Annotated in this window: 11 protein-coding genes; 5 read left to right on the top strand and 6 right to left on the bottom strand. The window is 41.0% G+C overall.

Translation table 11 applies throughout. The features are described from left to right. Window positions 1-54: 54 nt before the first annotated feature. From leuB to PULV_RS15440, 3 genes are all read right to left on the bottom strand, one after another. A complete protein-coding gene (gene leuB, locus PULV_RS15450; protein ID WP_086744030.1) occupies window positions 55-1131 on the bottom strand; it encodes a 3-isopropylmalate dehydrogenase in 1077 nt (358 codons plus the stop codon). Continuing rightward, a complete protein-coding gene (gene leuA, locus PULV_RS15445) occupies window positions 1128-2675 on the bottom strand; it encodes a 2-isopropylmalate synthase (protein ID WP_086744029.1) in 1548 nt (515 codons plus the stop codon). The genes leuB and leuA overlap by 4 nt, the downstream gene beginning before the upstream one ends. Window positions 2676-3317: 642 nt before the next feature. Further along, entirely contained in the window at window positions 3318-4442 is a 1125-nt protein-coding gene (locus PULV_RS15440; protein ID WP_193332192.1) for an EAL domain-containing protein, read from the bottom strand. A gap of 271 nt (window positions 4443-4713) precedes the next feature. On the opposite strand from PULV_RS15440, the gene PULV_RS15435 reads away from it, so the two are divergent. From PULV_RS15435 to PULV_RS15420, 4 genes are read left to right on the top strand one after another with little or no spacing between them, the layout of a single operon-like run. Then, on the top strand, window positions 4714-5019 hold the full coding sequence (locus tag PULV_RS15435; protein WP_086744027.1) for a winged helix-turn-helix domain-containing protein: 306 nt from the start codon (window positions 4714-4716) through the stop codon (window positions 5017-5019). A gap of 6 nt (window positions 5020-5025) precedes the next feature. Then, complete coding sequence (locus PULV_RS15430; RefSeq protein ID WP_193332191.1) at window positions 5026-5622, top strand: PepSY-associated TM helix domain-containing protein; 597 nt, start codon at window positions 5026-5028, stop codon at window positions 5620-5622. Window positions 5623-5631: 9 nt separating this feature from the next. Beyond that, a complete protein-coding gene (locus PULV_RS15425) occupies window positions 5632-6129 on the top strand; it encodes a DUF2271 domain-containing protein (protein WP_193332190.1) in 498 nt (165 codons plus the stop codon). Window positions 6130-6137: 8 nt separating this feature from the next. After that, window positions 6138-6950 carry a DUF4198 domain-containing protein gene (locus PULV_RS15420; protein WP_193332189.1) on the top strand — a complete coding sequence of 271 codons (813 nt, stop codon included), beginning with the start codon at window positions 6138-6140 and terminating at the stop codon, window positions 6948-6950. Between the two features lie 46 nt (window positions 6951-6996). On the opposite strand, the gene PULV_RS15415 is transcribed toward PULV_RS15420, so the two are convergent. From PULV_RS15415 to PULV_RS15405, 3 genes are all read right to left on the bottom strand, one after another. Continuing rightward, window positions 6997-10107 (bottom strand): efflux RND transporter permease subunit, encoded by a 3111-nt coding sequence (locus tag PULV_RS15415; RefSeq protein WP_193332188.1) that lies wholly within the window; start codon window positions 10105-10107, stop codon window positions 6997-6999. Between the two features lie 9 nt (window positions 10108-10116). Further along, window positions 10117-11349 carry an efflux RND transporter periplasmic adaptor subunit gene (locus PULV_RS15410; protein WP_086744022.1) on the bottom strand — a complete coding sequence of 411 codons (1233 nt, stop codon included), beginning with the start codon at window positions 11347-11349 and terminating at the stop codon, window positions 10117-10119. A gap of 62 nt (window positions 11350-11411) precedes the next feature. Next, the gene (locus PULV_RS15405) at window positions 11412-11849 is read right to left on the bottom strand and encodes a hypothetical protein (protein WP_086744021.1); all 438 of its coding nucleotides are present in this window, start codon (window positions 11847-11849) and stop codon (window positions 11412-11414) included. A 126-nt stretch (window positions 11850-11975) separates the two neighbouring features. Between PULV_RS15405 and PULV_RS15400 the strand changes: the two genes are divergently transcribed. Continuing rightward, entirely contained in the window at window positions 11976-12866 is an 891-nt protein-coding gene (locus tag PULV_RS15400) for a DMT family transporter (RefSeq protein ID WP_086744481.1), read from the top strand. Window positions 12867-13249 lie beyond the last annotated feature (383 nt).

The raw sequence follows: 13249 nt of genomic DNA, 5'->3' as shown, positions 1-13249 counted from the left end.
AATGCTTACCTCTTTGATGCGGCACTCGGTGACGGTGAGTGCAACTAAATTAAATTAAATACGAGCCACAATTGCAGCGGCGACATCTGATGTGGTGTAACCCGATTGTGGATAAATATCGGGAGTGCCCACGCCTGCTGCAACAGCTTCTGCGACTGCTTTTTCAATTGTGCGGGCTGCTTCTTCTTGATTAAGTGAATACCGAAGCATTAATGCCGCACTCAGTATTTGTGCAATCGGATTAGCAATGCCTTTTCCTGCGATATCTGGCGCTGAACCACCAGCGGGCTCATATAAGCCAAAACCAGATTCATTCAAACTTGCGGATGGCAACAACCCCATTGAACCCGTAATCATCGCGCATTCATCAGATAAAATATCTCCAAATAAGTTATCACACAGCAACACGTCAAATTGCGCCGGATTTTTAACAAGTTGCATTGCCGCGTTATCGACATAAATATAATCCAAAGCTACATCGGGGTATTGAGGTGCAATTTCAGTGACGACCTCTCGCCACAGCACACTTGATGCTAAGACATTCGCTTTATCCACTGAGGTCACTTTGTTACCGCGCAATCGGGCTGCTTTAAATGCAAAATGTGCGATGCGTGCAATTTCTTTGCGCGAATAAGTTTGAGTATCAAACGCAGATTCAGCCTCACCTTCACCACTGCGGCCTTTTTCACCAAAATAGATGCCTCCAGTTAGCTCTCGAACACATAAAATATCAAAGCCTTGCTCGCTAATATCAGCTCGAAGTGGCGATGCCGCACTCAATGCAGGAAGTAATTGCGCTGGCCTTAAATTACAAAATAAACCAAAGTGTTTACGCAAAGGTAAAAGAGAGGCGCGCTCAGGCTGCTCGGCAGGCGGGAGGTTTTCCCATTTTGGACCACCGACAGAGCCAAATAAAATCGCATCGGCCTGTTCACATGCCTGCAGAGTTGCTGGGGGTAATGCTTGACCACACTGATCAATCGCTGCGCCACCAATCGCATGTGCTGTACGATTTAAGGAAAAACCAAATTTGTCACAAACTGCATCGAGGACTTGATTAGCCGCTGCCATCACTTCAGGGCCAATCCCATCACCGGCTAAAACGGCAATATTATAATTTGATTTACTCATCCTGCTTTCCTTTGTTGTTTGATATCCGACACTTGCTGTGCACGATAAATTAAGTTACATACACGCACCATGGCACGTACTGAGGCCTCGACAATATCTGCGGCCAAACCTGCACCGTGATAGAGTTTGCCATCGAATTTTGCAATCACATCAACTTGACCCAGAGAGCTTTCACCCGCGCCAGTTGCATCTAAGTTATATTCAATCACTTCGATATCCATTGCAGTGATCCGTTTGATAGCTTTGTAAGACGCTTCAACGGGCCCATTTCCTGTCGCCGCTTCAGAAATTTGCTCACCGCCTATGGTTAACCCTACGGTACTACTGGCGACTGATTGAGAGTTTGAGGTTGAGTTCACAAAATCGAGTTGGTAGTGATCGTCTTTATCGGTGATTTTATTGAAATGAATCATCGCCTCTAAGTCATAGTCATAGACAGTGCCTTTTTGATCAGCTAAGGCTAAGAAGCTTTCATACAAACTTTCGATATCGTAATCACCCGCTTGATAACCCAACTCACTCAAACGGTGTTGAATAACGTGGCGACCAGAACGTGAAGTCATATTAAGTTGGTTGCTCGGTACACCGACGGTTTCAGGTGACATAATTTCATAAGTGTTTTGCGCTTTAAGCACACCATCCTGATGAATACCTGAGCTATGCGCAAATGCGTTTTCACCCACAATGGCCTTATTGGGTTGTACTGGCATATTACAAATTTGACTGACTTGACGTGAGGCGCGATAAATTTCCTCTGAATTAATACCTGTATATAAATTTAAATGGTCGTGACGCATTTTTAATATCATCGCCACTTCTTCCATCGAGCAATTACCCGCTCGCTCACCAATCCCATTTACGGTGCATTCGATTTGACGAGCACCAGCTTGTACCGCTGCAATTGAGTTTGCTACCGCTAATCCTAAATCATTGTGGCAATGGACACTGAGGCGCGCTTGATCAATATTTGGCACATTGTTCATTAAGTGATGGATCATCGCCGCATATTCATCTGGCGTCACATAACCGACAGTGTCTGGCAGATTGATAGTTGATGCGCCCGCTTTAATGGCTTGTTCTACAATGCGACATAAATCACCATGAGGTGTACGCCCGGCATCTTCACACGAAAACTCAACATCATCGGTATAGTTTCTCGCCAATTTAATCGACTTGATCGCCATTTCCGTGGCTTGATCTAAACTCATGCGCAGCTTGTGCTCAAGATGCAAAGGACTGGTTGCAATAAAAGTATGAATGCGACTTTGCTCTGCAGGACGTAAAGCCTCACCGCAAGCTTCGATATCTTTTGCGACCGAGCGAGCCAGACCACAAATAATCGGGCCTTTTACTTCGGTGGCAATGCGCTGGACAGATCGAAAGTCAGCAGGACTTGAAACTGGGAAACCCACTTCCATTACATCAACATTCAGCCTGCTGATAGTATGAGCGAGTTGTAATTTATCATCTTCTGTTAAACTTGCTTTTAACGCTTGCTCACCATCTCTTAAAGTGGTGTCAAAAATCCATACTTTATCGCTCATAACTCAATCCTATCTAACCTTCATTAGGCATAAAAAAACCCCGGCTAATGCGGGGTTTTAACGTATTTCTCTCAATGCAAATACACTTAAACCCCAATACCTTTAAGTAGGAGTAAGAGCTCAATATTAAGTGTACGTAATTGTGTCTTTTGCATTGTGAACTGTATTCTCTAAACAATATGGTTACTTTTTAACACTCACCGAAATGCAAATCAAGCATAAAAATTTCAAATAAAGCGCTAAAAAACCGAATCGTTAACAACATAAAATCCATAAACCACTTTATTTTGGTTAAATTATTCAACCTAATCTATATGAGAACACTGAATATGAACTATGACGTGCATATATGACAAAACTTAGTTTTAAATATTAAAGTTAAAATACTTTGTACACTTTAGGGGGATGTTGATCTTTCACAATTGTTTGCCGATGGTTTATACAAGGCTGCGCTTTTATGATGAAGCTTGTTACTCTGAGATGCGATCAGACAAAACAAACACAGCTGAAAGATTACGCTAAAAGCGCTTTTTCATAGTTGAGCAATATTTTCCTAGAATGTAGAACAAGACAACACACAGCTCAATACGATAAAAACGCTTTTATTTAAAACAAAACTTAAACACGCGAGATCAACCGCTCCTAATGTAACTGAAGCTCAGCAACTTCACTTAAGCCTACGGGCGGTGCTAGATAGTAACCTTGTAAAATCGCTTCTGACGACATCTTTTGCGCACGCTTATATTGTTGGTATTGCTCTATTTCTGCAAAGACGATTCGTGTGCCTATATTTTTAGATAAAGGAACAATGTTCTCTATTTCTGGTAAAACAAATCCCCCGCCAGTTTTTCTTGCATGGCTCACGGACAATTTCACCTCATCAATCATCAGAGGGAGTCCCTTTAAGTTTTGCAAGTCCCCTTCATAACCATCAATAGCCATATCAAATCCTAATGCTTTAAGCTCGCATAGCAGCGTAATAGCTTGCGCTGACGATGAAAAGTAGGCCGATGCATCAAACTCAAGTGTTATTTTATCTGCAGAAATATTTGTTTCACTGAGCATTTTTTTTATCACTGTCAGTAAGTCATACTTCTCAATGTTATAAAGGGATAAATTCAGAGATAAACGTGTCTGCGTAAAAGCGGGTAACACCTCAGTGAGACGCTTGAAAAAAACTTGGCTAAATTTATCCATTAAACCATGGTGCTCCAAAGCATCAATCACTTCTTTTGTGTCAAACTTTGCACCACTATGCTGGAAGCGAGTCAGGCACTCAAACCCCCATAATTTTTCACTGCGAGCTAAATACTGTGGCTGAAACTCTATAGAGAGTGCATCTCTGCGATTGAGCAATTCACTCAAGAAGGAGGCGTCGAGTTTTTTATCAGAATGGCGACTCGACTCAATGGCACATGTTTTTGTGAAATCGGTTAACTTAACTGGTCGTTGTAACGTAGTTAACTGCTCACTAGGAATAAAGCTAGGTAAGGTATCATCCTCATTTTTTATTAACACTAAATGCCCTTTAAAGCCCGTTCCTAATAACCAACTCGCTAAATCAATATGAACAAACTCTGCTAATTCAACAATAAAAATGTCGATTGGCTGCTTGGGATCGCTCAGCACTTCCTGTGCTCGTAATAAAGTCGTTGACTCCTCAATGTGCCCTGACCAAATATAATGCAAACATTTCAACGTATTATTCAAACTTACATTATCACTATCACACACCAAAATGCCTTTATTTTGATTGCGCTCACTCATAGTCATACCCAGTAAAAATAAATCATCCTTATTTAGGCTTAGCAGATATTGACCTGAATTCTAGGGGTTTTTTAAGCTGATTTTTGTAGAAGGGATTTACTCATATGCTTCAAAATATAAGTTACTTTAAATCAGTTAGTTGGTACTTAACGACTTCCACTGTTGTTTAAGTCGCTAAAAAGGCAATTTTTAAATTTAACCTAAAAAAATGCATGCAATCTGATGTGAAACACCATAGAATCAAATAAAAACAATTATCACTTAGATTATCATGACAAACAATCTTACCTTGCAGATCTTAGCGAAAATGCAGCAATGTCCTTTTACCCTGACAGAGTCGAAGCTGCTCGATTGTTTGATTCACAACAAAAACAACGTTGTGAGTAAAGCAACGTTACAACAACGCGTACTCGAAAAAGAGTTTAATCTCTTAGATAGAAATTTAGATATGCATATTTCTAATATCCGAAAAAAGTTGGTTGCACAAGGGATTGAAAAGGGAGTTATTAAAACTATCAGAGGGATTGGATACAGCCTGACTATAGAGCCCCGCACACCTTTAAATCCAAGAAGCTAACCCTCGATGTCAAAAAATAAATTTAAGTTCAGTAAAAAAACACTGACGCTTTTACGTGCTATCCATGTTTATGTCTCAATGGCATTGTTAATGATGATGATCTTTTTTGCCATCACAGGGATCACGCTCAATCACCCCCAGTGGTTTGACGGTGATGGGGTCAGTCATACTGCGCAAGTCTCTCTACCTTCATATTTAACCGCCTTATCAACCACTGAGCGAGCACAAGCTTTGCCTCATTATGTTGCCAGTCAATTTGCGATGGACTTTAGCAATGCTGACATTTCAGAAGAAGAAATATCAATCGTACAGAAAGGCCCCGGGACATATAAATCTTTGCTTATCGATTTAGTGGAAGGTGAAAGTTATTTTGAGTCCATTGAATATGGTTTTGTGGCGATCCTTAACGATCTACATAAAGGGCGTAACAGTGGATTGGTGTGGTCTTGGGTTTTAGATATTTCAGCAATTTTAATGCTGTTATTTTCTATTACTGGTGCGTTACTGCTGATCCCACAACAGCGAAGAATGAAAAAATCTCTTTTCTATATGAGCGTCGCGACTTGCAGTTGCGTTGCAATCTTCTTTATTTTTACCCCTTAGGAAATCAACATGAAAATCACACTCCCACTCATAATTTTTTGGTGTTTTAGCATCAGCTTTCACGCCAATAGCGCAATGCAGATGAACATCGACCTGACACTACCAGAAATAACACAAGGTCAATATCATCGTCCATATGTAGCTGTCTGGATAGAAGACAGTCAATCCAAGCATCAAACCACCATCGCATTGTGGCGTGAAGACAAAGGCTTCAAATGGCTAAAAGATATTCGTAGATGGTGGCGAAAAGCAGGCCGTGATGACAAGGCATTAGTGGATGCAATGACCTCGGCCACGCGCCCTGCGGGTCAGTATCAATTGTCATGGAATGGATTATCACAAAACAATACCCCACTTGAACCGGGCAAATATACTTTATTAGTTGAAGTCGTCAGAGAACACGGCGGACGTAACTTAGTTAAACACCCATTTGTACTCAATGAATCTTTTAATGCTCAGATCGCACCAACTGCAGAAACTGGCACTATCACACTGACCTATCAATAAGGATCACCATGAAAAAATCATTAAGTTTAGCCCTATTCGTTTTACTGAGCAGCCAAGCTAATGCTCATGACCGTTGGATTTTACCGAGTCATTTTAACGTTTCATCTGATAAAGGCTCTGTTTGGGTAACTTCTGATACCAGTGCAAGTAATCAAGTTTTTGAATACGATAAACCCTTCTCAGCTGATGCCGTTATTATTCAAACACCAAACGGCAAAACAGACAAACCCGCTTCAATTTACCAAGGTAAGCGTAAATCAGTTTTTGACTACCAACTGACTGATGATGGCACCTACAAATTTGAATACCCGGTGAAAGCAGGGAGCTTTACCCGTTATAAAGTCAAAGGTGAAGAAGGCGTGAAACGCAAGCGGGCAGACAAAGCGACCACAAAAGCCGATGCACCCGCCGGCGCTCATGATTTTTACACCAAACAGTTTGTTTCTCGAGTCGAAACATATGTCACACTCAACAGCGCAACGCGCGAGACATTAGCACCATCGGGCCAGTATTTAGAGCTAACCCCGATTACTCACCCTGCTGATATCGTGCAAAATGAACAAGCAGTGTTAAAGTTTACTTACGATGGTCAACCGGTCGAGAATTTAGAGGTTGAAATTGTTGCTGATGGCACTATGTATCGTAATCAACCTAATAAAGTATCATTAAAGTCTGATGCACAAGGCATGGTTCATTTCACTCCGACTCAAGCAGGCCGGTATTTGCTCCACGCAGAGCATAGTATTAAATTCACTGACAACAAAGATGTGGACGAGTTAGGGAGTTCTATTTTCCTGACATTTGCTGTTGGCCTAGAGTAATCAACTCATTGACAGCCAGCTCAAAAAAGAGCTGGCTGTCATGCGATCATTTAATGACTCGGCCTCGATAAAGTAAATAAAACACACTTGGAATCAGCAGCATAGAGATCAGCGGGCTGACAATCATCCCACCTATCATCGGCGCGGCTATTTTTTGCATCACTTCATTTCCTGTCCCAGCTCCAAGCATAATCGGCAATAAGCCAACCACTATTGTGATCACTGTCATTGCTTTTGGCCGCACCCTTTGCACTGCACCAACCTCTATTGCAGCCACTATGTCTGCTGAGTGTTGCTTAATAGCCTGATTAAGATATATCAGCATCACCACACCAAATTCTGCAGCAACTCCAGCAAGGGCAATCATTCCCACAGCTAAGGCGACTGAGAATTGATAATCCAAGTAAAAAACAAACCACACTGAGCCCGCGAGCGCCACTGGCAACGTGAGCATGACTAACATAGCCTGTGCAACAGAAGAAAAAGCTAAATGCAAAATCACAAAAATGATCAGCAAGGTGATTGGGATCACATATTGCAATTTCGCTTCAACCCGTTGCATATACTCAAATTGTCCAGCAAAACTAATCGTATATTTTGCTGGTAACACCAGCTGCTGTTCAAGCAGTGCTTGTGCTTGTTCAATATATTCACCAATTACCACATCAGGATCTAAGTCGATAAACGTCCACGCAATTGGGCGGCCATTTTCGCTTTTAATCATTGCTGGGCCCTCTTTAATCTCAATATCAGCTATCTGATCGAGTGTCACCCAAGCCCCTGAAGGTGTGACGAATGGTAATGTAGCAAGACTTTCTAACTGGTCGCGATAACGCCTAGGATAACGTAAATTAATTGGGTAGCGTTCAGTGCCCTGAATCACTTCACCGATATTTGCGCCACCTAATGCATATTTAATCACTTGTTGAATATCACTAATGCTTAAACCGTATTTTGCTGCATCAAGCCTTCTTGGCGTAATATCAATATACCGCCCAGATTGCGCTCGTTCAGAATACACAGATCGAGTCCCTGATAATGGCGCTAAGATCCCTTCAATCTCTTGCCCTATTGCTTCGATTTGAGCAATATCTTGCCCTGATATTTTAATGCCTATCGGGGTTTTCACACCGGTTGATAACATATCAATGCGCGTTTTAATTGGCTGAACCCAAGCGTTTGTTAACCCTGGAAACGTTATTTTACTCTCAAGCTCTGCAATAATTTTTTCTAGAGTCATCCCTTCGCGCCACTGCGATTTTGGTTTTAGCGCAATAGTGGTTTCCAACATAGTCAACGGAGCAGGATCAGTCGCGGTTTCTGCCCTGCCGACTTTACCAAAAACACTGGCAACTTCAGGTTGTGTTTTTATTAATCGATCCGTTTGCTGCAAAATTTCTCCAGCCTCAGCAATGGAGACCCCCGGCAAAGTAGTGGGCATATATAACAAGTCCCCTTCTTCAAGTTCTGGCATAAACTCAGAACCCATTTTAGAAATGGGATAATAACTCGATGCCGCAACTAGAACAGAAAAAGCAACGACCAACCAAGGCGCTTTTAAACACCCTCTTAATAAAGGTTTATAAATGTATATAAGTCCACGGTTTATGGGGTTACTGGTTTCTTTAGGTACTTTTCCTTTAACTAAAAACCCCATTAAAACAGGCACTAAAGTAATAGATAGTAAAGCGGCAGCCGCCATAACAAAGGTTTTTGTGTAGGCTAATGGTGCAAATAACTTGCCTTCTTGCGCTTCAAGTGAAAAAACAGGTATGAAGCTCAAAGTAATTAATAACAACGATAAAAATAAGGCTGGGCCTACTTCTAATGAGGCATCTCTAACAAGTAACCAATGCTCAGATCCACTTGCTGGCTTAGCATGTTTTTGTTGATACTCATCTAAATGTTTATGTAAGTTCTCAACCATCACAATCGCCGCATCAACCAAAGCACCAATCGCTATCGCAATCCCACCTAAACTCATGATATTGGCATTAATTCCCATCGCGCGCATCGCCAGAAAGCCTAATAACACCGCAATAGGCAAACAAATTGCAGCCACCAGAGTAGAACGAACGTGTAGTAAGAAAATAAAGCACACTAGTACAACAACGATGATTTCTTCTATTAACTTAGTTTTTAATGTCTCAACCGATCGTTCAATCAATAAACTGCGATCATAAACGGTTACCAGTTCGACTCCTTTAGGTAAACTGGCTTGCAGGGCGGCAAGCTTAGTTTTAATAGCAGCGATGGTTTTTAGTGCATTTTCACCATGGCGCATCACTACAATTCCACCAACCACTTCACCTTCACCATTGAGTTCAGCAATACCGCGACGCATTTGTGGCCCCATTCGAATAGTGGCCACATGCTCTAACAGCAAAGGTGTGCCTTGCTCACTCATGATGCCTAATGGAATGCGGTTAAAGTCTTTAATCGAATTTAGATAACCCCGACTACGAACCATGTACTCTGCTTCTGCCATTTCGAGTACCGAACCACCAACTTCAAGATTGGCTTGCTCAACCGCCAATTTCACCTGGCTCAAAGTCAAACCATATTGCATTAACCTTAATGGCTCAATCACAATTTGATAAGTGTTTTCCATCCCTCCAACTGTCGCAACTTCACTGACCCCCGCGACGGATTGCAGCTCAAACTTAATGAACCAGTCTTGCAGTGCCTTTAAATCTGCTAAGTGATGCTGACCACTGCTATCTTTAAGGGCATATTGATAAATCCATCCCACACCAGAAGCATCAGGCCCCAAAGCAGGCTTTGCTCCTTGAGGTAATTTTGCAGAGACCTGATTTAAGTATTCAAGTACACGCGAACGCGCCCAATATAAATCAGTATCATCTTCAAAAATGATATACACATAAGAATCACCGAAAAAAGAAAAGCCCCGCACAGTTTTCGCTTTTGGTACCGCCATTAAACTGCTCGCTAACGGGAAAGTTACTTGCTGCTCTACAATTTGTGCCGCTTGACCGGGAAAACTGGTTTTGACGATAACTTGAACATCAGATAAATCAGGAACAGCATCAAGGGGTGTGTCTTTGATTGCTTTGATCCCTAATACCACACTAAGCAAAGCAAAAAGAATCACCAGCATTTTATGTTTTAAGCTTAAGCTAATAATAAACTGAATCATTGGCTGTCCTTAATGCTGATGAGCTGTATTAACGGGAGTTGTCATCTTCAAAATAGCTGAGCGAATATTGGCCTCAGAATCAATCAAGAATTGACCAGAAGTCACCACTATTTCGCCTTCATTGAGACCGGATATGACTTCGGCACGACCTTGAGTGATCATACCAATCGCCACTTCAACAGCACGAAAACTGGTGTCAGATACTTTAACTATTACCCTATTTTGCTTTTCTGTTCTGATTAACGCTTCAACAGGAATGTTAAGCACCTCTTCTTTTGGCCCACCATAAATACGTACATTAGCAATCATGGCTGGCTTAAACTGATGATTTGAATTATCCAGCGCCAAACGGACTTTTAACGTGCGAGTCTTCTCATCAAGTGCTGGGTAGATATACTCTACTTGCCCTTCGGCTCCATAAACACCAATCGCAGGCAAATCAAACTCTGCCCATTTACCTGTTCGAACCCAATCCATCTGGTGTTCAAATACATCAGCTAGCACCCAGACTCTCTCTAAATTAGATAAAGTCATAATGCGACTTTCTGGTTTTACAAACATCCCCTCACCAATACTCAGCTCAGTGACGATTGCATCGTAAGGCGCATAATACGGCACCTGGAAAAAAGACTGTTTGCGAGTTTCTAGTTGGTCGATAAGTTTATCTGTCATACCGAGTAACTTAAGACGGGTACGCCCTCGCTGCTTCAATTGATCAGCAACTTGCTGGTGATTTTGGAACATAGAAATATAATCATCTTGCGCCACAACAAGGTCAGGTGAGTAAATTTCATATAACAATTGACCTTTTTTTACTTCTTCTCCTAACGTTTTAACTTGGAGGTTTTCAATCCAACCCGATGCACGAGGGTGAATATGATAAATGCCGTTTTCGTCATAATTAATTTCACCAAAGGTTTCGATATAGCGCCACAGTGTGCTTCTCATCACTTTTGCGCTCGTTAATGCCATGCTTTGTTGCATCTGACCTGATACGCTGACTGTGACTTGATCATCTTGTGTATCTGCATTGTCTTCAATGAGCACCAAGTCCATCCCACAGATTGGGCATTTTCCTGGATGTGTTTTTACGATATGGCTATGCATAGGGCAAACATAGTGGTTTTGTTTCACTGAATTCAATACAAGTTCAGGTTTAACTCGTTCAATTTCAGAATGCTGTGGATTAGCCCAAAGTAAACTTGGGAATATAACAAATAGGATCAGTATATATAGCTTCATTGTTTCGCGCTCAATAAATAAAATACATCCATCTCAATAGATGGCTAACAGTAAGATATGTATTAAGCGATAGGAGGGATTAACCAGCTTTGAGTAGGGTTAGGATAATAGGGGAGATGATATAAATATATATCTTGCAGATTAATTGAAGCCGACAAATTTAATGTAAGCGGTAAAATAACAACTGTGAGATGGCAATGTGTTTGACACTGCGCGCATTCACCATCGCAATCATGACTGAGTATAGAGTTTAGCTGCTCATCACAGCAATCATGGCTAGTTGATGTTTCTTTTACCTGCTCTTGCATCATCACGTCATGATTCATCGAGCATGGTTGATTCTCAGCATTTGCAGGAGAAGCAAAGCCGATATTTAATGCAACAATAAAAAGAATTACATATTGAATAATACTCATAGGGCAGAGTCTACGATAATCATACTCACTGCGCCAGTGAAGATTCACCAGCATCAAAATAAAATAAGCCTTAGAGCCAATCAAAAATTACCCTTTTAGCTAGTTGGATAATGAGATTGAATAAAATTGTATATTGTTTACTGTCTTTACAGACTAAATATGCTATTTTTAGCGCCCTTTCTACTATGGGTATTATTTAATCGAACAAATATGGTTAAAAATCAACGCCACGCTGTGTATTATGGCCTCGCGGCTGTACTGCTTTGGTCTACAGTCGCTACTGCTTTCAAGCTTGCACTGAATGAACTGAGTTCATTACAATTACTTTTTTTTGCATCCGTTTTCAGCTGGTTTTTTCTTGCCTGTTGTTTATTCAAAGATAAACAGTATATGTTAGTTCTCCCCGCATTTTTAGCTCATCCATGGCGATATCTGAAACTTGGGAGCATTAATCCGTTTTTGTATTATTTAATTTTATTTAAAGCCTATGAGTTACTCCCCGCACAGCAAGCACAGGCCCTTAACTACACTTGGGCGATTACTCTAAGTATTTTAGCTGTGCCTCTATTGGGCCAACAACTCAAAAAAGCTGACATAGCCTCACTTTGCTTTGCTTACTTCGGCGTGCTCATCATCAGTACAAAAGGACAAGTAACAGAACTTAATTTTGAGAGCCCTTTAGGTGTTTCGCTAGCACTTTTAAGTACATTACTGTGGGCGCTCTATTGGATTTTTAATACAAAAAATACCGATAAACCCATCATTAGTCTGTTCATTTGTTTTACGATTGGTTTACCTCTGATAGCAATCGTGATGAGCTGGCAATCAGCTTGGCTTCTTCCCAGTACAACAGGGTTATTCGCCGCTATGTATGTCGGTTTATTTGAAATGGGCATTACATTCGTTTTGTGGCTAATTGCGATGAAAAAAGCAGAAAACACGGCAAAAATAAGCAATTTAATCTTCATTTCACCTTTTTTGTCATTGATATTCATTTATCTATTTTTAGGCGAACAGATCCACCCAACAACACCTATTGGGCTTGGCTTAATAGTAACAGGCTTAATCATTCAAAAAGTAGCCACAAAAAAATCGAAGTGAATTACTTACTGAATACTGACTGAGCAACACCGTTCATATTAAAAACCTGATTCTAGGTCAGGTTTTACTCCACTTTAGCCCTAGATACTTCTAGCAAATTAACTGAGCTACCAATCAACCACATAACAGTATTACCAACACAACTTATAAATTACCCATATTAATATTCGCCCCAATAAACACCATTTAGCTACAGTTCAACCATAGAGCTGAATGGCCAAGCGGCTCACTTATCTTTTAGTAAGACCCATATAAGTGATACATAGCTAAGAAAAAGCCTAGGGAAATATAATGTGGTATAGAAATAACATTCCTTCTGAGGCTCAAGAAAGAGATGAGTATAGAATAATGGCCTAATAAGACTCTTTTCAATGTTTGAGGTA

This window comes from Pseudoalteromonas ulvae UL12, from assembly GCF_014925405.1.
GTDB classification, from domain to species: Bacteria; Pseudomonadota; Gammaproteobacteria; order Enterobacterales; family Alteromonadaceae; genus Pseudoalteromonas; species Pseudoalteromonas ulvae.
The sequence above is the reverse complement of the archived record's forward strand: the minus strand, read 5'-3'. Positions and strand labels throughout refer to the sequence as shown.

Bases quoted from the DNA above. Each gene is read 5' to 3' on its own strand.
- leuB (WP_086744030.1), bottom strand. From the start codon at position 1,131: ATGAGTAAATCAAATTATAATATTGCCGTTTTAGCCGGTGATGGGATT.
- PULV_RS15400 (WP_086744481.1), top strand. From the start codon at position 11,976: ATGGTTAAAAATCAACGCCACGCTGTGTATTATGGCCTCGCGGCTGTA.
- leuA (WP_086744029.1), bottom strand. From the start codon at position 2,675: ATGAGCGATAAAGTATGGATTTTTGACACCACTTTAAGAGATGGTGAG.
- PULV_RS15415 (WP_193332188.1), bottom strand. From the start codon at position 10,107: ATGATTCAGTTTATTATTAGCTTAAGCTTAAAACATAAAATGCTGGTG.
- PULV_RS15435 (WP_086744027.1), top strand. From the start codon at position 4,714: ATGACAAACAATCTTACCTTGCAGATCTTAGCGAAAATGCAGCAATGT.
- PULV_RS15420 (WP_193332189.1), top strand. From the start codon at position 6,138: ATGAAAAAATCATTAAGTTTAGCCCTATTCGTTTTACTGAGCAGCCAA.
- PULV_RS15430 (WP_193332191.1), top strand. From the start codon at position 5,026: ATGTCAAAAAATAAATTTAAGTTCAGTAAAAAAACACTGACGCTTTTA.
- PULV_RS15410 (WP_086744022.1), bottom strand. From the start codon at position 11,349: ATGAAGCTATATATACTGATCCTATTTGTTATATTCCCAAGTTTACTT.
- PULV_RS15440 (WP_193332192.1), bottom strand. From the start codon at position 4,442: ATGAGTGAGCGCAATCAAAATAAAGGCATTTTGGTGTGTGATAGTGAT.
- PULV_RS15425 (WP_193332190.1), top strand. From the start codon at position 5,632: ATGAAAATCACACTCCCACTCATAATTTTTTGGTGTTTTAGCATCAGC.